The organism is Kineococcus terrestris, assembly GCF_041020755.1.
Taxonomy (GTDB): Bacteria; Actinomycetota; Actinomycetes; order Actinomycetales; family Kineococcaceae; genus Kineococcus; species Kineococcus terrestris.
On the sequence record NZ_JBEUEI010000021.1, the window covers coordinates 1 to 19,390 of the forward strand.

Genomic DNA, 19,390 nt, shown 5'->3' on the forward strand with positions numbered 1-19,390 from the left:
CCGCCCGCGCCGGCCGGCGGGGGGGGCGCGGGGGCCGCGCGCGCGCCGGGCGGCCGCCGGGCGGCGCGGCGCCGCCGCCCCCCCCCCCCCCCCCCCCCCCCCCCCACGGTGGTCAGGGCCACGGTGGACAGGGCCGCGACGGCGCTGTCGTCGTAGCCGACGACCGACAGGTCCGCCGGGACGTCGCGCCCGGCCGCGCGGGCCGCGGCGAGCAGCCCGGCCGCGCAGGCGTCGTTGAAGGCCAGGACCGCGCCGGGTCCGCCGGGCGCCAGGACCGCCGGCGCGGCGCGCACCCCGTCGGCGTCGGTGAGCCCGCCGGGCAGCAGCGTCACCGGCAGGCCGGCCGCGGTGAGGGCCGCGCGCACCCCGCGCCGGCGCTCGGCCGCGCCCGGCGCGCGCCCGCCGTCCAGGTGCGCCACGCGCTCGTGCCCCAGGCCCAGCAGGTGCTCCACGGCGGCGCGGGCGCCGGCCTCGTCGTCGGTGCGCACCACGTCGGCGGCCACCCCCCGCAGCGCGCGGGCGAGCACGACGAGCGGGACGCGCCCGGCCAGCTCGGCCAGGTCCGCGCGGGGCAGGGCGGGACCCACGAGGAGGACGGCCTCGCAGCGCAGGTCCAGCAGGGCCCGCACGGCGGCGCGCTCGGGGCGGCTGCCGGCGCTGGGTTCCAGCGCCAGGCGCCAGCCGGTGCCCTCGACGGCCCCGTACAGGGCTTCGACCAGCTCGGCGTGGAAGGGCCGGTGCAGGGCGTGGACGACGCCCAGGGTGCGGGTGCGGGCCGAGCGCAGCAGCCGGGCCCGGTGGTCGGGGTGGTAGTCCAGCTCGGCGGCGGCGCGCAGCACCCGCTCGCGGTTGGCCGGGCTGGCGCCGGGGGCGCCGCGCAGCACGATCGACACCAGCGCCCGGGACACCCCGGCCCGCGCGGCCACGTCGGCCATCGTCACGTCCGCCACCGCTGCAGTCTAGGCAGACCTAGAACGATCCAGCCCGAACGCTTGACGACGCCGCCGCGGCGGCTCCACCCTGTCCGCAGGCTTAGATCGTTCTAGGGAGGTCCAGGTGGCTGGTGCGGGGTCGGACGCGGTGCGCGTGGGGGTGGTGGGCGCCGGGCGGATCGGCACGGCGCACGCCGCGACGATCGCCCGGCGGGTGCCGGGGGCCGCGCTCGTCGCGGTCGCCGACCCCCGGCCCGGGGCGGCGGAGCGGGTGGCGGCGCCGTGGGGAGCCCGCGCGGCCACCGACCCGGCGCAGCTGTTCGCCGACGACGGCGTCGACGCCGTCGTCGTCACCGCCACCACGGACGCGCACGCCGACCTCGTCGAGGCCGCCGCCCGCGCCGGCAAGCACGTGTTCTGCGAGAAGCCCGCGGGCCTGACCCTGGCCGACGTCGACCGGGGGACCGCCGCCACCGACGCCGCGGGCGTCGCGTTCCAGGTGGGGTTCAACCGCCGGTTCTCCCGCGACGTCGCCGCGGCCCGCGCCGCCGTCGAGGAGGGTGCGATCGGCACCCCGCAGCTGATGCGCTCCCTCACCCGCGACCCCGGCCTCGCGGACCCCTCGGCCGTCCCGCCGTGGGCGGTCTTCCTGCTCACCCTGATCCACGACTTCGACACGCTGCTGCACCTGAACCCCGGCGCTGAGCCGGTCTCCGTGTACGCCGTCGCCGACGCCCTCGTCGCCCCGGCGTTCCGCGACGCCGGCCTGCTCGACACCGCCGTCGTGACGATCCGCTTCGACAACGGCGCCATCGCCACCGCCGAGGCCAGCTTCTCCGCCGCCTACGGCTACGACGTGCGCGGGGAGGTGTTCGGCTCCGGCGGCATGCTGACCTTCGGCGACGGCGCCACCGGGTCGCTGCGCCGCTGGGACGCGCACGGCCGGCACGCGGCCACCGTCCGCTCCGACGTCGAGCTGTTCGCCGACGCCTACGCCGCCGAGTTCACCGAGTTCACCGCGGCCGTGCGCGAGGGCCGCGCCCCGTCCGTCACCGGCCGCGACGCCCGCCGCGCCCTCGCGGTCGCGCTGGCCTGCGTGGAGTCGGTGCGCACCGGGCTGCCCGCGCGCCCGGCCGGGACGCCCTCGTGAGCGGGCCGGTGAGCGGGCGGGTGAGCGGGCCCGTGCTGGCGGTCTGCGCCGAGACGGTGTTCCTGGACCTGCCGGTCCTCGAGCGCGTGGAGGTGCTGCACGAGCTGGGGTTCGCCGTCGAGCTGTGGGACTGGACCACCCAGGACCTGCCCGCCCTGGCCGCGACCGGCGCCACCTTCACGTCGGTGACCGGGTACGTCGACGGCGAGCTGGTCGACCCCGGCGGCGCGGACCGGCTGCTGGCGAGCGCGGAGCGCTCGATCGCGGCCGCCGCCGTGCTGGGCCGGCCGAACCTCAACCTGCACGGCACCGGCCTGGACGCCCGCGGCCTGCCCGTGCGGCCCGTCGAGGTGGTCACCGGAGCGGACTGGCTGGCCGCCGAGCGCACGCTGCGCCGGGTGGCCGAGCTGGGCCGCCGCCACGACGTCGTGTTCACCCTGGAGAACCTCAACACCGCGCTGGACCACCCCGGCACGCCGTTCGCGCGGGCCGCCGACACCCGCGCGCTCGTGGCGGCCGTCGACAGCCCCCACCTGCGGATGAACCTCGACCTCTACCACGCGCAGATCGGCGAGGGGAACCTCGTGCAGCTCGTGCGCGACAGCGCGCCCTGGACCGGCGAGGTGCAGGTCGCCGACGTCCCCGGCCGCTGCGAGCCCGGCACCGGCGAGGTGCGCTGGGAGGCCGTCGCCGGGGCGCTGGCCGAGGTCGGCTGGACGGGCACCGTGGCGCTGGAGGCGTTCGCCTCCGGCGACAGCCGCACCGCGGTCGAGCGGTTCCGCGCGGTGTTCTCGTCAGCGGGCGGCGCGGCGGTCGCCGGCCGGGCCTGAAGACCCTCGACGTCCCGCCCGCGCGGGAGGACGATGGGAGCGGCGACCGGGACGGCGCCGTGCCGTCCCGCCGCCGCAGGGGGAGGGAGGCCGCGATGAGGCGGTCAGCAGCAGCGGTGGCGTCGGCGCTCCTCGGGGCGGGCCTGGTCGGCCTGACCCCGGCGACCGCCTCGGCCGCGTGCCCCACGGGGTGGGGTTCGCTGCCGAGGACGGCGCCGTCGGTGCGGAACGCGGAGATCGTCGACGTGCGCACGGGGCGGCACGCGTGCTTCGACCGGTTCGTGGTGGACGTCGCCGGCCGCGGCGACGGGTGGTTCGTGCGCTACGTCGACCAGGTGCGCTTCGACGGTTCCGGCGAGGTCGTCCCGCTGCGCGGCGGGGCGAAGCTGGAGGTGGTGGTCGTCGAGCCGATCGTGCCGACCGACGCGATCTTCCTGCCGAACGGTGAGCTGGCCGACGTGAGCGGCTACCGCACCTTCCGGCACGTCGCGTGGGCCGGGTCGTTCGAGGGGCAGACGACGTTCGGGCTCGGGGTCCGGGCGCGGCTGCCGTTCCGGGTGCACGCCCTCGACGGCCCGGGCACGGGGTCCCGGGTCGTCGTGGACGTGGCCCACCGGTGGTGACCGCTCAGGGGTGAGCCCTCAGGCGGTGCGGGCGGCGTCGAGGAACGGGTAGTCCGTGTACCCCTCGGCGCCGCGCGCGTAGAACGTCGACGGGTCCGGCTCGTTCTCCGGGTGCCCGCCCCGCCAGCGCTCCACGAGGTCGGGGTTGGCGATGACCATGCGGCCGACGGCCACGACGTCGGCCGCGCCGTCGGCGACCAGCTGCAGCGCGTCCTCGCGGCGCGTCACCACGCCGAACCCGCTGTTGGCCATGAGCGGGGCGCCCGCGCGCCGGCGCAGGTCCTGCACGAACTCCCCGGCGGGCTCGGCGTGCAGCACGGACAGGTAGGCGATCCCCAGCGGGCGGATCCCGTCCAGGACGGCGCCGTAGGTGGCCGCCACGTCCGCCGGGTCGTCCTCGACGACGCCCTGGACGCCGTGGGCGGGGGAGATCCGCACACCCACGCGGCCGGGGCCGACGGCCTCGGCGACCGCGGTGACGACCTCGACGAGCAGGCGCGCGCGGTTCTCCGGCGACCCGCCGTACTCGTCCTCGCGCACGTTGGAGGAGGCTCCGAGGAACTCGTGCAGCAGGTAGCCGTTCGCGCCGTGGACCTCGACGCCGTCCAGGCCGGCCGCCACCGCGCGGCGGGCGGCGGCGACGAACTCGCCGACCACGCCGCGCACCTCCTCGGTGGTCAGCGCGTGCGGGACGGGGTAGTCCTGCTTGCCCTCCGGCGTGTGCGCCTGGCCCTCCAGGGCGATCGCGCTGGGCGCCACGATCCGGTCGGTGCCGGTGATCGCGGTGTGCGAGACGCGGCCGCCGTGCATGAGCTGCACGACGATCCGGCCGCCGCGCGCGTGCACGGCGTCGGCCACCCGGCGCCAGCCCTCCTGGTGGGCGTCGGTGACCAGGCCGGGCTGGCCGGGGTAGGCGCGGGACTCGTGGCTGGGGTAGGTGCCCTCGGCGACGATGAGGCCCGTGCTGGCCCGCTGGGCGTAGTGCTCGGCGACGAGCTCGTTGGGGGTGCCGTCGGCATCGGAGCGCATCCGCGTCAGCGGCGCCATCGCGAGGCGGTTGGGCAGGTGCAGGTCGCCGAGGACGACGGGCGAGAAGAGGTCCACCACGGGGGCCTTCCGGGTCGGGGACGGGTGCCGTGGGGCTCCAACCCGCCGCGGGGCCGCGATCTTCCCGTCCCGGTCCCGGTCCCGGTCCCGGTCCCGGTCCCGGCCCCGCGCCCCGTCCCCCGGGCGGCTCAGTCGGTGACGCGGCTCGGCGGCGCGTTGAACCGCAGGTCGGCGTAGTCGGGATGGCGCCGGATCCACGCCTCGACGAACGGGCACAGCGGCATCACCCGCAGGCCGCGCGCGCGGGCGTCGTCCAGCGCCGCGCGCACCAGCGCGCCGCCCACCCCGCGCCCCTCGAACGCCGGGTCGACCTCGGTGTGGGTGAAGACGATCATCTCCCCGGCCAGCGCGTAGGCCGCGAAACCGGCCCGCACCTCGCCGTCGTGGGCCTCGTAGCGCTTCCGCTCCGGCTCGTCGGTGACGGTGACGTCCACGCTCGCGCGCTCCTTCCCGCGCTCGCGCGCGTGGTGGTGGTCGGGTGCCGCGGTCAGCGGCGGTGGTCCCAGCGGCCGGGGTCGACCTCCAGCGCCGCGCGGTCCCAGCCCGCGTGCTCGGCGGCGGCCTCGTAGGTGGACTGCAGGAAGTCGGTCAGCGCGCCGTCCGGGTCGGCGGCGCGGCGCACGTCCTCGTACGGCAGCAGGAACTGCCGGTTCTGCGTGCTGTAGAACGCCCCCTCCGGTCCCGCCGGGTGCTCGGCGAACCCGTCCGGCTCGGGGTAGGCGTAGGCGTAGAACGCGCCCTCGTCCCCGCCGCCGGGCCAGAACCCGCAGCTGCTCAGCTCCCGGGAGTAGCCCTCCTCCATCACCCAGTCCCCGCAGTTGGGCGCGCCGCCCGGGTGCGGGGGCGCCCCGCGGCCGGAGAAGCGGGTGCAGGCCAGGTCCATCGCGCCCCAGAAGAAGTGCACCGGGCTGACCTTGCCGGCGAAGCGGGCCCGGAAGGCGCCCATCACCCGGTCCGCCTGCAGCAGCTGGCGCCAGAACAGCTCGACCGCCCGCGCGTCGTAGGAGGTGTGCACGTGGTCCTCGGCGAACGGGACCGCCGGGTCGACCTCGTTCGGCCCGGCGCTGATCCGCGTGGGGATGCCCAGCTCGTCCAGCGCCGTCATCACCTCGGCGTGGAACCGCGCGGTCGGCTTGGGCTCCAGCGCCACCGTCCGCGCGCCGCCGTCGCTGGACCGCACGACGAGGCGATGCTCCACGACGTCCAGCTCCACGTCGAAGACCCCTGCCCCGTGCGGGACGGCCGAGGTCGTCAGGCCGCGGGGGCTGACGTACAGGGTGGACTGCCACCAGTGGTTGACCAGCGGCGCGTGGGCGAGGCGGACCTTGCCGACGACCTGCAGCCACGTGTGCAGGGTGTCGCGGGTCTCGGTCCAGTCGTCCACCCGCAGGGCCGGCCAGGCCCCCGCGGCCGTCGCCGTCCCGAGCTCTCCAGGTGCGCTCACGCGTCCTCCTCCGGGTGCCGCGCCGCCGGGCGCGGCGGGACCGAGGGTAGGCCGTGCCCGCGCCGGGCGGGAGGCCCCTCAGGCCAGGCCCGCGGCCCCGAACCCGCAGTGCACGTGGTCCTGGTGGACCAGGTCGCTGAAGTACGGCCGCGGCCCCAGGTCCACCGGCCCGCCGACCTCCGTGACCCCCCACGCGGCGGCGAACTCCATCGCCTCGCGCCACGGGCAGCGCTCCCGGTCGATGACGGGCACGCCGTCGAAGGACCGGATGTCGACCGCCCGGCCGAGGGTGTGGTTGGAGGGCCGGTCGGTGTCGTAGACGTGGAACGGGTGCCCGGAGCGGACGTCCTGCACCGCCAGGGGCCACAGCTCGGCGTACGCGGACAGCAGCTCGGCGACTCGCACGTGCACGTCCTCCTGCAGCAGGTCGAAGCGCGCCGGGTCCGGCAGCGCGATGCGGTCGTCGTCGAGGACGGCCCGCACCTGCGGGCGCGCCGGGACGGCCAGCTCGAAGTCGACGTCGGGCACCAGCACGTCGGTGACGCCCCACGTGTCGCCGGAGCGGACCAGCCGCACGTCGACCGTCAGGGTGCGCCGGCGCAGCTCGTCGGGCGCCGCGGCGTCCAGGAGGGACTGCTCGGCGACCAGGATGACGCTCGCGGTGCGCCGGCCGCTGCTCAGCCCGCCGTACTGCGGGTAGACGACGCCGGCGGCGGACACGCCCGCCGGCGGCAGCAGGCCCAGCAGACCGGCCGCGTGCGCTGGGTCGAGCCCGGCGGCGCGCAGGCGCCCGTCGAGGGCCGTGGCGACGTCCAGGAACGGCGACTCCGGGTCCAGCTGCGCCGACCCGGTCGTCAGGGCCGTCGTGACGTAGTCCACGGCCGCCTCCTTGCAGCCGGGCTCCACCTCGCCCGGCAGGAGGACGTACGGCTCGGGCGCGGGCAGGTCCAGCACCACGGGCGCGCGCGTCGGGCTCGGCGGCGGTGCGGGCGCCGGGGGCGGGGTGGGGCTCGGCGCCGCGGGCGAGGGCTGCGCCGCGGGCGCCTGCCCGCCGGAGCAGGCGGCGAGCGTCCCGGCGCCGGCCAGGCCGGCCAGGACGGCGCGGCGCGAGGCGCGCCGCTGGTGGGGCTGCTGGTGGGGCTGCTGGTGGGTGGGGGTCACGCGCGCTGGGTCGTCCCTCGTGTCGTGCGGTCGGTGTCCGTCCCCGTGAGGGGTTCGTCACAGGTCGAGCTGGAAGTCGACCAGCTCGCGGCCGTCGCGCCGGTGCCGGCCCACCTCGGTCCAGCCGAGGTGCCGGTACAGCTCCACGGCACCCTGCTCGGCGCCGTCGGCGTCGGTGACCAGCGCGATGCGCGTGGCGCCCGCGGCACGGGCGCGCGCCGCGCAGCGGTCCAGGAGCGCGGCGGCCAGGCCGCGGCCCCGCGCGCGGTGGTCGACGACGACGGCGTGCAGCACGGCCACCGTCTCAGGTGACGCCGCGTGATCGCCAGTCGACGCCGGGCGGCGGACGGGGCGCAGGAGGCGGCGCGCGTACCGGCGCGCGCGGGTGCGGGCGAACCGCACGGCCAGCCCGGGACGGCGCAGCAGCCCGGCCGCGCCCAGCACCGCCAGGGGCAGGCGGTCGCGGGTCAGGACGTCGCGCAGGTAGGCGCGCTGGTCGGTGGCCAGCAGCGCGTACCCGCACACCCCGTCCGGGTCGACGAGGACGCCCGCCCAGGCGGCGGGGGAGTCGCAGAAGGTGCGGTGCCAGCGCCGCACGAAGCGGTCGCCCAGCTGCGGGAACAGGCCCAGCGGCAGGTACCGCTGCTGCAGGGCCGCGGTGGCGGCCAGGTCGCCCGGCGCCGCGTCGCGCAGCACGACCACGGGGTCCGCGCCGGGTGCGGCACCCGCGTCCGGGGCGCCGGGAGCGGTGGTCGCGGGGGACGGCCCGGGCGCCGCGCCGGCCCCGTCGGGCGCCGCGCGCTCGGGCAGCACGAGGGACTCCCCGCGCGGGGGTCCCGTCCCCGGGCCCGCGACGTCGGGGTCGCGGGTGCTCTCCGTCTCGGCCACGGGTCCTCCCGGAGGGCGCTCGGCGGTCGGTGCGCTGCTCGTCCACCCCCCTCACGAGCGGGGGCCCCGGGAGGTTCCGGGCGCGTCCGCCGGGGTCGTGGGCGCGTCCGGAGCACGCTCCGCGGCTCGGCACACTGGAGGGGTGACGATCCTGGACCCGGCGCGGGTCACCGGCAGCGCCCCCGACGGAGCCCCCGACGGCCCCGGGGAGCTCGTGCGCACCGAGCTCGTGCGCCGCCTGGGCGAGCGCCTGGGCGCGCAGCAGGTGGACGCCTCGACCCGCCGGCGCGCGGAGTACACCTCCGACGCCTCCAACTACCGCGTGGTGCCGCAGGTGGTGGTCTTCCCGCGCAGCGCCGAGGACGTCGTGGCCGCCCACGCGGTGTGCCGGGAGCTGGGCGTGCCGTTCACCAGCCGCGGCGCGGGCACCTCGGTGGCCGGCAACGCCGTCGGCACCGGCGTCGTCCTGGACTTCTCCCGGCACCTGCACCGCGTCCTGGACGTCGACGCGGAGGGCATGACCGCCCTGGTCGAGCCGGGCGTCGTCCTGGACGACCTGCAGCGCGCCGCGGCCCCGCACGGCCTGCGCTTCGGCCCGGACCCGTCCACGCACGCCCGCTGCACCCTCGGCGGCATGATCGGCAACGACGCGTGCGGTTCGCACGCGCTGGCCTACGGGCGCACCAGCCACAACGTCGTGGCCCTGGAGGTCCTCGACGGGCGCGGGCGGCGCTGGTGGACCGACGACCCGCCCGCCGACCTGCTCGACGAGCTGCGCGGGGTGGCCTCCGCGCACCTGGCGACCATCCGCACCCGCTTCGCCACCTTCGGCCGGCAGGTGTCCGGCTACGCGCTGGAGCACCTGCTGCCGGAGACCGGCGGGCCCACCGGCACCGCGATGGCCCGCCTGCTCACCGGCTCCGAGGGGACCCTGGCCACGATCCTCACCGCGCGCGTGCGGCTGGTGCGCCAGTCCCCGGCCACGACGTTCGTCGTCCTCGGCTACGCCTCGATGCACGAGGCCGCCGACGCCACCCCCGCGCTGCTGGAGCACGCGCCGCTGGCCGTGGAGGGCATCGACCGCCGCCTGGCCGACGTCGTCGTGCGCCGCGGCGGCTCGGTGGAGGGCCTGCCCACCGGCGACGGCTGGCTGTTCGTGGAGATGGGCGGCGACACCCCGGAGGAGTCGCTGGCCGCCGCGCGCGCGATGGTCGCGGACTCGCGGGCGCTGGACTCCGTGGTCATCCCCACCGCCGCCGAGGCGCGGAAGCTGTGGCGCATCCGCGAGGACGGCGCCGGCCTGGCCGGACGCTCCCCCGAGGGGCAGCCGGCGTGGCCGGGCTGGGAGGACGCCGCCGTGCCGCCGGAGAACCTCGGCGCCTACCTGCGCGAGTTCGACGCGCTGATGGCCTCGCACGGCGTCGACGGCCTGGCCTACGGCCACTTCGGCGACGGCTGCATCCACGTGCGCATCGACTTCCCCCTGTACGAGCAGGACGGCGCCCCGGGCGGTGCCGCGCGCACGAAGGCGTTCCTGGAGGACGCCGCGCGCCTGGTCGCCTCCCACGGCGGGTCCCTGTCCGGCGAGCACGGCGACGGCCGCGCCCGCGGCGGGCTGCTGCCGCTGATGTACGACGCGGAGTCCGTCGCCGCGTTCGAGGAGGTCAAGCGCGCCTTCGACCCCGAGGACCTGCTGAACCCCGGCGTCATCGTGCGCCCGGCGCCCGTGGACGCGGACCTGCGCGTGCCCGCGGCCCGGCCCGCGCACGCCCTCGGCCTGCCGCTGCGCTTCGCCTACTCCCACGACGGCGGGGACCTGACCCGCGCGGTGCACCGCTGCGTCGGCGTGGGCAAGTGCCGCGCCGACTCCGGCGGGGTGATGTGCCCCAGCTACCTGGCCACCGGCGACGAGAAGGACTCCACCCGCGGCCGGGCGCGGCTGCTGCAGGAGATGGTCAACGGCACCCTCGTCACCGACGGGTGGCGCTCGCGGGAGGTCCTCGACGTCCTGGACCTGTGCCTGTCCTGCAAGGGGTGCACGCACGACTGCCCCGCCGGCGTGGACATGCCCACGTACAAGGCGGAGTTCCTCGACAAGCACTACGCCGGCCGGTTGCGCCCGACGAACCACTACCTGCTCGGCTGGCTGCCGCGCTGGACGCGCGCGGCGGCGTTCGCGCCGCGGCTGGTCAACGCGCTCACCGGTGTGCCGGCGCTGGCGGGGCTGGCCAAGCGGGTCGGCGGCGTCGCGCAGGAGCGCCCGCTGCCGAAGTTCGCCGAGCGGACGTTCCGCACGTGGTTCAAGCGCCGCGAGCTGGCCGGCGGCGGGTTGCGCGGCGGCGAGCCGGTCGTGCTGTGGGTGGACTCCTTCACCGACGCGTTCTCCCCCGAGGTCGGGCGCGCGGCCGTGGAGGTGCTGGAGCACCTGGGGTTCACGGTCTCGGTGACGCGGGAGAAGGTCTGCTGCGGCCTGACGTGGGTGTCCACCGGCCAGCTGGAGGGCGCCAAGCGCCAGCTGCGCGCCAGCCTGGACGCCCTGGACGCCCCGCACCTGCCGGAGGGCGCGCTCGTCGTGGGGCTGGAGCCGTCGTGCACGGCGCTGCTGCGCGACGACGCCGCCGAGCTGCTGCCCGGCGACCCCCGCGCCCACGCGCTGAGGGGCCGGGTCAAGACGCTCGCGGAGCTGGTGGCCGAGCTGCGCCCGGACTGGCAGCCGCCGGCCGTGGACCAGCGGGCCGTCGTGCAGCCGCACTGCCACCAGCACGCCGTCATGGGCTTCTCGCCCGACGCGGCCCTGCTGGCGAAGGCGGGCGTCCAGGCGCAGGTGCTCTCGGGCTGCTGCGGCCTGGCCGGCAACTTCGGCGCCGAGGAGGGCCACTACGACGTCTCGGTGCAGGTCGCCGAGCAGAAGCTGCTGCCGGCGCTGCGCGAGCGCGGCGACGCGACCGTCGTGGCCGACGGGTACTCCTGCCGCACGCAGGCGGAGAACCTCGCCGGGGTGCGCCCGAAGCACCTGGCGCAGCTGCTGGCCGAGGGGCTGCGCGCGCAGCGGGACTGACGGACGGCGGGGGCGTGGCACGCTGACGCGGTGCTGCCCCCCGCCTCCTCCGCGGTGCGCCGCGGGTCGAACCTGCCCCGCGTCGGCGACTACAACCGCGCGGTGGTGCTGGACGCGGTGCGCCGGCACGCCGACGGCCTCAGCCGCGTGGAGCTGGCGGCGCTGACGGGCCTGTCGGCGCAGACGGTCTCGAACATCAGCCGCTGGCTGCTGGAGCAGGGCCTCGTGGAGGAGGCCGGCAAGCGCGGCGGGGGCCCCGGCAAACCGCGCACGATCCTGCAGCTGGCCCCGCACGGGCGCTACGCCGTCGGCGTGCACCTGGACCCGGTGGTCGTCACGACCGTGGTGCTGGACCTGCGCGGCGGGGTGGTGGCCCGCTCGGACGTACCCCTGGCGCCCGAGCAGCCGCCCGCGGAGGTGCTGGCGCTGGTGGCCGCGGAGGTGGCGGCCGTCGTGGCGGCCTCGGGGGTGCCGCCGGAGCGGCTGGCCGGGCTGGGGGTGGCCGTGCCGGGGCCGGTGGACGGGCCGGGCGGTGCGGTGGTCGGCGCCCCGAACCTCCCCGGCTGGCGGCGGGTCGCGGTGCGCGAGGAGCTGGCGGCCGCCACGGGCCTGCCGGTGCTGCTGGACAAGGACGTCGTGGCCGCCGCGGTCGCGGAGATGTGGGCGGGCGGGGCGGGACCGACGGGCAGCTTCGCGTTCGTCTACCTGGGCACCGGGATCGGCGCGGGCCTCGTGCTGCGCGGGGAGGTCATGCGCGGGGCCTCGGGCAACGCGGGGGAGCTGGGGCACCTGGCCGCCGACGGGGAGGGCCCGCTGTGCGAGTGCGGGCAGCGCGGCTGCCTGGGCGAGCGCAACGCGCCGCGCTCGCTGGTGGAGCAGGCGCACGCCGCGGGCCTGGGGCCGTGGCCGCTGGAGGGCGAGCTGAGCGTGGACCGCGCGCTGGCGGCGGTGTGCCGGCTGGCGGACGAGGACGAGCCCGCCGCGGTGGCGGTGCTGGACGCGGCGGCGGCGCGCGTGGCGCGGGCCGTCTCGGGCGTGCAGAACCTGCTGGACGTGGACCTCGTCGTCTTCGGCGGGCCGCTGTGGCCGCGGCTGGAGCGCCGGTTCCTGCGGGTGGTGCCGCCGCTGGTGCGCTCGCACGAGGTGGCCTCGGCCCTGCACCCGGTGGAGATCCGCGGCACGCGCGTCGGTCGCGACGTGACGGCGGTGGGCGCGGCGTGCCTGGTGCTGGACGACGCGTTCAGCCCGCGCTCGTCCGTCCTCCTCCTGACCCCTTGACGAAAGCAACTCCACTTGATTTACATACTCCCCACGGGGTCAGCGGCGACCCCCGTGGAGGAGGAGCACGACGATGCGCAGACGGCACTCCCTGACCGCCCTGGTCGCGGTCGCGGCCCTCGGCCTCACCGCCTGCGGCGGCTCCAGCGGGGGCGGCGGTGACGAGGACACCATCCGGGTCGCCTACCAGCGGACCGCGCAGTTCACCCAGCTCGAGGACGTCCTGGAGAAGGCCAAGAGCGAGTACGAGGCGGCCAACGAGGGCCGCACGATCGAGCTCGTGCCCATCGAGGCCGAGCAGGAGCAGTACTTCACCCGCCTCGCCCTGCTGAACCGCTCGCCGTCCACGGCCCCCGACGTCATCTACGAGGACTCCTTCCAGGTCCGCTCCGACGCCGCGGCCGGCTACCTCGCGCCCATCGACGACCTGCTCGAGGGGTGGGAGGAGTGGGGGCAGTTCGACGAGACCGCCAAGCAGGCCGGCCTCGGCGACGACGGGCAGACCTACGGCGTGTCGATGGGCACCGACACCCGCGGCATCTACTTCAACAAGCAGCTGTTCGAGCAGGCCGGGCTGCCCACCGACTGGCAGCCGACCACCTGGGACGAGGTCCTCGAGGCCGCCCGCACCGTCAAGGAGCGCGTGCCGGGCGTCGTGCCCCTGAACGTCTACGCCAGCCGCGCCGCCGGCGAAGCCACGTCGATGCAGGGCTTCGAGATGCTCCTGTACGGCACGGGCGACGAGCTGTACGACGCCGACACCCAGAAGTGGATCACCGGCTCGCAGGGGTTCCGCGACAGCCTCGCCTTCTACGACACCGTCTTCTCCGAGGAGCTCGGCCCCGACACCGCCCTCGCCCTCGACGCCGCCCTCGGCAGCCGCGTGGCCACCGAGATGCTGCCGCAGGGCGAGCTGGCCATCGCGGTCGACGGCTCGTGGCTGCCCGGTCAGTGGATCTCCGGGGAGAACGAGTGGCCCGAGTGGGAGGAGACGATGGGCATCGCCGCGATGCCCACCCAGGAGGGGCAGGACCCCGGCCGCACCTCCATGTCGGGCGGCTGGCTGCTGTCCGTCGGCTCGCAGGCCGCCGACCCGCAGGCCGCGTTCGACTTCATCACCGTCGCGCTGAACCGCGAGAACACGCTGAAGTACAACACCGAGAACAGCCAGATCGCCGTGCGCACCGACGTCGCCGAGGACCCCGAGTACCTCGACTACAACCCCTCGTTCGAGTTCTTCTCCTCCCTCGTGCCGGTGACGAACTTCCGGCCCGCCACCCCGGACTACTCGCAGATCTCCGCGAACATCCAGGCGGCCACCGAGGACGTCGCCACGGGCGCCGCGACGCCGGAGCAGGCCGCGCAGGCCTACGACGACGGCCTGGTCGCCATCGTCGGCGAGGACGGCACGCAGGCGGCGGACTGACGTGAGCGCCCCCGCCGGAGCCACCGCGCCCGCGCCCGCCCGCGCCACCGGCCGCGGCGACGGCGGGGGCCGGCTCGTCCTCCTCGCCCGGCTGGCGCCGCTGGCGCCCACCGTCGCGCTCATGCTGGTGTTCCTGGCCGGCCCCATCGCCTACGCCCTCTACGGGTCGCTGACCAACACGGCCCTGTCCGGCTACCGCGCCGCCGACCCGGAGTTCGTGGGGCTGGACAACTACTCCACGCTCGTCTCCAGCGGGGAGTTCTGGCAGTCGGCGTGGCTGACGCTGCTGTTCGTGCTCGCCTCGGCGGTCGTGGGGCAGAACGTCCTCGGCATGGTGGTCGCGCTGCTGCTGCGGGCGGCCCGCGGCCCGCTGCGGTCCCTCGTCAGCGGCCTCGTGGTCACCGCCTGGGTGCTGCCGGAGATCGTCGCGGCCTTCGCCCTGTACGCGTTCTTCTCCGGCGACGGGACCCTCAACGCCGTGCTCGGGTTGGTCGGCGGCGAGGGGGCCGGGGGCACGGCCTGGCTGGTGACGTTCCCCATGACGGCCGTCATCCTCGCCAACGTCTGGCGCGGCACCGCCTTCTCGATGATGGTCTACGGCGCGGCGCTGGCCGAGGTGCCGCCGGACCTGGCCGAGGCCGCCGCGCTGGACGGCGCCAGCGGCCGGCAGCGGTTCTTCCGCATCACCCTGCCGCTGCTGCGCCGCTCCATCGGCACCAACCTCATGCTCACCACGCTGCAGACCCTCGGGGTGTTCACCCTCATCTGGGTGATGACCGGCGGCGGGCCGGGCACGTCCAGCTCCACCCTGCCCGTGCTGGCCTTCCAGGAGGCGTTCCGGTTCGGGCAGGTGGGCTACGGCACCGCCATCGCCGTCGTCACCCTCGTCGTCGGCGCCCTGTTCGCGACCGTGTACGTGCGCGTCCTCAAGCCGGAGGTGGACTGATGGCGGACACCCGCCCCACCGCGGGCGCCTCGGCGGGAGCCGCGGGGCGGACCCCGGCGGCCCCGCCCGTCGTCGTCCCCGACGCGCCGCCCGCCCCGCGGCTGACCTCCCCGCAGCGGCGCGGGACCAGCGTCGCCGCGAACCTCGCGCTGGCGGTCGTGGGCGTGGCGTTCCTCGTGCCGCTGGCGTGGATCCTGCTGGCCTCGGTGGACCCCGACGCCACCGTGTCGGTGTCCGTGCCGACCCGGCCCACGCTGGAGCACTTCAGCACCGTCCTCACCTACGACCTGACGTTCCTGCCGCTGTGGAACTCCCTCGTCGTCTCCGGCGGCGCGGCCCTGGTCACCGTGGTCGTCGCGACCCTGGCCGCGTACCCGCTCTCGCGGTACCGGATGCGGTTCAACCGCTCGTTCATGTACGTCATCCTCTTCGGCAGCTGCCTGCCCATCACGGCGATCATGGTCCCGGTGTACGCGCTGTTCGTGGCGCTGGGGATGCTGGACTCGCTGCTGGGCACCGTGCTGTTCCTGGCCGCCACGTCGCTGCCGATGGCCGTGTGGATGCTCAAGAACTTCATGGACGGCGTGCCGGTCTCGCTGGAGGAGGCCGCCTGGGTCGACGGCGCCAGCGCCATGTCGGCGCTGCGGCGCATCGTCGTCCCGCTCATGCGCCCCGGCATCGCGGTGGTGTTCATCTTCGTCTTCACCCAGGCGTGGGGGAACTTCTTCGTCCCCTTCGTCCTGCTGCTCGACCCGGCCAAGCAGCCGGCCGCCGTGTCGATCTTCACGTTCTTCGGCACGCAGGGCGCGATCGCCTACGGGCAGCTGGCCGCCTTCTCCGTCCTGTACGCCACCCCGGTCCTCGCGCTGTACCTGCTCGTGCAGCGCCTGGCGGGCGGCTCTTTCGCCCTGGCAGGGTCCGTCAAGGGCTGACCCGCCCCACCACCGGCACCACCCCGCCCCGTCCGCACCGCCCGAGGAGCCCCGCGTGCACGTCAACCCCGCCCTGGTCGAGATGCGCGTGGATCGCTTCGTCCGCGAGCGCCTCGAACCGGCGGCCTACCGGCGCCGGCACCCGCTGGAGGTGTCGGCGTGGGCGGCGCCGGGCGAGCCGGTGCCCTTCGCCGAGGCCGTCGCGCAGGAGTTCTCGCCGTTCGCCGTGGGCACCGCGTGGGGCCGGCCGTGGGGCACGACGTGGTTCCGCCTGCGCGGGGACGTCCCGGACGGCTGGGGCGCCGAGGGCACCCGCCTGGAGGTCGTCGCCGACCTCGGCTACTCGGCCGTGCAGCCGGGCTTCCAGGCCGAGGCCACCGCCTACCGCCCGGACGGCACCGTCGTGAAGGGCCTGCACCCGCGCAACCGGTACGTGCCCCTGGCCGCGCTGGGCGGCGGGCCCGGGGTCGACGTCCTGCTGGAGGCCTCGTCCAACCCGGACGTGTCCGGGGACGGGGTGTTCGCCTCCCCGACGCGGCTGGGCGACCCGGCGACGGCGGGGACCGACCCGCTGTACCGCCTGGCGGCCGCCGACGTCGCCGAGCTCGACGTGGCGGTGTGGGAGCTGCTGCAGGACGTGTGGACGCTGCGCGGGCTGCTCGGGCAGCTGCCGGAGGCCTCCGCCCGCCGGGCGGAGGTCCTGGTGGCCCTCGACACGGCCGTCGACGTCGTGGACCCGTGGGACGTGGCCGGGACCGCCGCCGCGGGGCGGGCCGCGCTGGCGGGCGTCCTGGCGCAGCCGGCCTCGGCCAGCGCGCACCGCGTGACGGCCGTGGGCCACGCCCACATCGACTCCGCGTGGCTGTGGCCGACGCGCGAGACCGCCCGCAAGTGCGCCCGCACCTTCTCCAACGTCCTGGCCCTCATGGACGAGGACCCCGACCTGGTGTTCGCGTGCTCCTCGGCGCAGCAGTACGCGTGGGTGCGCGACACCCAGCCGGAGCTCTTCGAGCGCATCAAGCGGCGCGTCGCCGAGGGGCGGTTCGTGCCCGTGGGCGGCATGTGGGTGGAGTCGGACACCAACATGCCCGGCGGGGAGGCGCTGGCCCGCCAGTTCGTCGCCGGCAAGCGGTTCTTCGCCGAGGAGCTGGGCGTGGAGCCGCTGGACGTGTGGCTGCCGGACTCCTTCGGCTACACGGCGGCCATGCCGCAAATCGCCCGCGCCGCGGGCGCCCGCTGGTTCCTCACGCAGAAGCCGTCGTGGAACGAGGTGAACCGGATGCCGCACCACACGTTCGCGTGGGAGGGCATCGACGGCACCCGGATCTTCACGCACTTCCCGCCCGCGGACACGTACAACTCCGACCTGGGCGGGGAGGACCTGGCCCGCGCCGAGCGGCAGTTCGCCGAGAAGGGCCGCGCCCGCACCTCGCTGCTGCCCTTCGGCTACGGCGACGGCGGCGGCGGCCCCACCCGCGAGATGCTCGCCGCGGCCGCGCGCACCCGCTCGCTGGAGGGCTCCCCGGTCGTCGAGCTGGGCGGCCCGCACGACTTCTTCCGCCGCGCCGAGGAGGAGTACCCCGACCCGCCGGTGTGGAGCGGGGAGGTGTACCTGGAGTTCCACCGCGGCACCTACACCTCGCAGGCGCGCACCAAGCGCGGCAACCGGCGCAGCGAGCACCTGCTGCGCGAGGCGGAGCTGTGGGCGAGCGCCGCGGCCGTGCAGCGCGGCGCCGCGTACCCGTACGAGGCGCTGGAGCGGATCTGGCACGTCGTGCTGCTGCAGCAGTTCCACGACATCCTGCCCGGCTCCTCGATCGCCTGGGTGCACCGCGAGGCCGAGGCCCGCTACGCCGAGGTCGCCGCCGAGCTGGAGGAGCTGATCGCCTCCTCGCTGCGCGCGCTGGCCGGGGACGGTGGCGGGAGCGGCGAGAGCGTCGTGTTCAACGCCGGGCCGTTCGCCCGCGACGGCGTGCCCGCGCTCGGCGCCGCGCCCGCGCGCCCCGGCGCCGACGCCCGCGCGAAGGCCGAGGGGGACGGGTTCGTCCTGGAGAACGACCACGTCCGGGTCCTCGTCGACGGCGACGGCCTGCTGGCCTCCGTCCTCGACGTCGCGGCCGGCCGGGAGGTCCTCGCGCCGGGGCGGCGCGGCGGCCTGCTGCAGCTGCACCGCGACACCCCCACCCAGTGGGACGCCTGGGACGTCGACGAGCACTACCGCCGGCACACCACCGACCTGACCGCCGCCGAGTCCGTCGAGCTCGTCGAGGACTCCCCGCAGCGCGTGGCCGTGCGCGTCGTGCGCGCCTTCGGCGACTCCCGCGTCGAGCAGACGGTGTCCCTGGCCGCGGGCGCCCGCTCGGTCGAGCTGGCGTTCGACGTGGACTGGCACGAGCGGCAGAAGCTGCTCAAGCTCGCCTTCCCCCTCGACGTGCACGCCGACCGCGCCGCCAGCGAGGTGCAGTTCGGGCACGTGCTGCGCCCCACCCACGCCAACACCTCCTGGGACGCCGCCCGGTTCGAGACGTGCGCGCACCGCTGGGTCCACGTGGGCGAGGCCGGGTACGGCGTGGCCGTCGCCAACGACTCCACCTACGGCCACGACACCGGCCGCACCACCCGCGACGACGGCGGCACCACCACGACGGTGCGGCTGTCGCTGCTGCGCGCGCCGCTGTTCCCCGACCCCGACGCCGACCAGGGCGAGCACCGGCTGCGCGCCTCCCTCGTCGTCGGCGCCGCGATCGCCGACGCCGTCCGCGAGGGGTACCGGCTGAACCTGCCGCTGCGCGAGGTGCCCGGAGCGCGCGGGTCCGCGCCGGTCGAGCCGCTGGTCGCCGTCGAGGGCGACGGCGTCGTCGTGGAGGCCGTGAAGCTGGCCGAGGACCGCGGCGGCGACGTCGTCGTGCGCCTGTACGAGGCGCACGGCGGCCGGGCCCGCGCCACCGTGCGCCCGTCCTTCGCGGTCGCCTCGGTCACCGAGACCGACCTGCTGGAGCGGCCCGTCGAGCCGCGCGCGCTGCGGGAGGTGGCCGACGGCGCCGCGGCGCTGGAGCTGCGGCCGTTCCAGATCGTCACCCTGCGCCTGGCGCGGGGCTGAGGGCCCGTCGCGGGGCCCGACAGCGGCGCGGGGTCTCGACAGCGCCGGGGCCCCGGATGCACCCTCACCGGGGTGTCGACGGTGCCGACCGGCGGTGACGTGGGGGCCTTCCTCGACGCGGTGCCCGACGAGCGGCGCCGCGCCGACGCCCGCCGCCTCGTCGCGCTCGCGGCCGAGGTGACGGGGGAGCCGCCCGTCCTGTGGGGGACGGCGATCGTGGGGTTCGGCTCCCGCCACTACCGGTACGCCTCCGGCCACGAGGGGGACACCCCGCTCGTCGGGGTGTCCCCGCGCAAGCAGCACACGTCGGTGTACCTGTCGGGGGCCGTCGAGGAGTACGCGGACCTGCTGGAGCGCCTCGGCCCGCACGGGGCCGGGCGCGGCTGCCTGAACCTGCGCCGCCTCGACGACCTCGACACCGCCGTCCTGCGCGAGGTGCTGGCGCGGTCCGTCGAGGTGGCCGCCCGGCTGTCCTGAACCGGGGGGGGGGGGGGGGGGGGGGGGGGGGGGGGGGG

Annotated in this window: 16 protein-coding genes; 10 read left to right on the top strand and 6 right to left on the bottom strand. The window is 76.6% G+C overall.

Annotated elements, in window-relative coordinates; translation table 11 throughout:
- A partial coding sequence (locus AB8M62_RS13345) for a LacI family DNA-binding transcriptional regulator (RefSeq protein WP_369069887.1) occupies positions 1-950 on the bottom strand: 950 nt, incomplete at its 3' end.
- Positions 951-1,056: 106 nt separating this feature from the next.
- On the opposite strand from AB8M62_RS13345, the gene AB8M62_RS13350 reads away from it, so the two are divergent.
- The 3 genes from AB8M62_RS13350 (at position 1,057) to AB8M62_RS13360 (ending at position 3,535) form a co-directional block, all read left to right on the top strand.
- Positions 1,057-2,082 carry a Gfo/Idh/MocA family oxidoreductase gene (locus AB8M62_RS13350; RefSeq protein WP_369069888.1) on the top strand — a complete coding sequence of 342 codons (1,026 nt, stop codon included), beginning with the start codon at positions 1,057-1,059 and terminating at the stop codon, positions 2,080-2,082.
- A 20-nt stretch (positions 2,083-2,102) separates the two neighbouring features.
- A complete protein-coding gene (locus AB8M62_RS13355; RefSeq protein WP_369069889.1) occupies positions 2,103-2,912 on the top strand; it encodes a TIM barrel protein in 810 nt (269 codons plus the stop codon).
- A gap of 95 nt (positions 2,913-3,007) precedes the next feature.
- Positions 3,008-3,535, top strand: a complete 528-nt coding sequence (locus tag AB8M62_RS13360) for an AMIN-like domain-containing (lipo)protein (RefSeq protein ID WP_369054707.1) — start codon at positions 3,008-3,010, stop codon at positions 3,533-3,535.
- An 18-nt stretch (positions 3,536-3,553) separates the two neighbouring features.
- Here AB8M62_RS13360 and AB8M62_RS13365 read toward each other — a convergent pair whose 3' ends face one another.
- The 5 genes from AB8M62_RS13365 to AB8M62_RS13385 form a co-directional block, all read right to left on the bottom strand.
- Entirely contained in the window at positions 3,554-4,639 is a 1,086-nt protein-coding gene (locus AB8M62_RS13365) for an alkene reductase (protein WP_369054705.1), read from the bottom strand.
- A 131-nt stretch (positions 4,640-4,770) separates the two neighbouring features.
- Positions 4,771-5,076, bottom strand: a complete 306-nt coding sequence (locus AB8M62_RS13370; protein ID WP_369054704.1) for a GNAT family N-acetyltransferase — start codon at positions 5,074-5,076, stop codon at positions 4,771-4,773.
- 53 nt (positions 5,077-5,129) lie between these two features.
- Complete coding sequence (locus AB8M62_RS13375; RefSeq protein ID WP_369069890.1) at positions 5,130-6,086, bottom strand: DUF5996 family protein; 957 nt, start codon at positions 6,084-6,086, stop codon at positions 5,130-5,132.
- A 78-nt stretch (positions 6,087-6,164) separates the two neighbouring features.
- A complete protein-coding gene (locus AB8M62_RS13380) occupies positions 6,165-7,247 on the bottom strand; it encodes a hypothetical protein (RefSeq protein ID WP_369069891.1) in 1,083 nt (360 codons plus the stop codon).
- Positions 7,248-7,304: 57 nt separating this feature from the next.
- The gene (locus AB8M62_RS13385) at positions 7,305-8,135 is read right to left on the bottom strand and encodes a GNAT family N-acetyltransferase (RefSeq protein ID WP_369069892.1); all 831 of its coding nucleotides are present in this window, start codon (positions 8,133-8,135) and stop codon (positions 7,305-7,307) included.
- A 142-nt stretch (positions 8,136-8,277) separates the two neighbouring features.
- Here AB8M62_RS13385 and AB8M62_RS13390 point away from each other — a divergent pair, with 142 nt between their 5' ends.
- From AB8M62_RS13390 to AB8M62_RS13420, 7 genes are all read left to right on the top strand, one after another.
- Entirely contained in the window at positions 8,278-11,193 is a 2,916-nt protein-coding gene (locus tag AB8M62_RS13390) for an FAD-binding and (Fe-S)-binding domain-containing protein (RefSeq protein WP_373694940.1), read from the top strand.
- A 30-nt stretch (positions 11,194-11,223) separates the two neighbouring features.
- Complete coding sequence (locus AB8M62_RS13395) at positions 11,224-12,471, top strand: ROK family protein (RefSeq protein ID WP_369069893.1); 1,248 nt, start codon at positions 11,224-11,226, stop codon at positions 12,469-12,471.
- Between the two features lie 73 nt (positions 12,472-12,544).
- Positions 12,545-13,897, top strand: coding sequence for an extracellular solute-binding protein (locus AB8M62_RS13400; RefSeq protein WP_369069894.1), 1,353 nt, complete (start codon positions 12,545-12,547; stop codon positions 13,895-13,897).
- 121 nt (positions 13,898-14,018) lie between these two features.
- Positions 14,019-14,843, top strand: a complete 825-nt coding sequence (locus tag AB8M62_RS13405; protein WP_369069928.1) for a carbohydrate ABC transporter permease — start codon at positions 14,019-14,021, stop codon at positions 14,841-14,843.
- On the top strand, positions 14,843-15,775 hold the full coding sequence (locus tag AB8M62_RS13410) for a carbohydrate ABC transporter permease (RefSeq protein WP_369069895.1): 933 nt from the start codon (positions 14,843-14,845) through the stop codon (positions 15,773-15,775). The genes AB8M62_RS13405 and AB8M62_RS13410 overlap by 1 nt, the downstream gene beginning before the upstream one ends.
- Before the next feature lie 55 nt (positions 15,776-15,830).
- Positions 15,831-18,875, top strand: coding sequence for an alpha-mannosidase (locus tag AB8M62_RS13415; RefSeq protein WP_373694941.1), 3,045 nt, complete (start codon positions 15,831-15,833; stop codon positions 18,873-18,875).
- 72 nt (positions 18,876-18,947) lie between these two features.
- Positions 18,948-19,352 carry a DUF1801 domain-containing protein gene (locus AB8M62_RS13420; protein ID WP_369054694.1) on the top strand — a complete coding sequence of 135 codons (405 nt, stop codon included), beginning with the start codon at positions 18,948-18,950 and terminating at the stop codon, positions 19,350-19,352.
- The last annotated feature ends 38 nt before the right edge of the window (positions 19,353-19,390 follow it).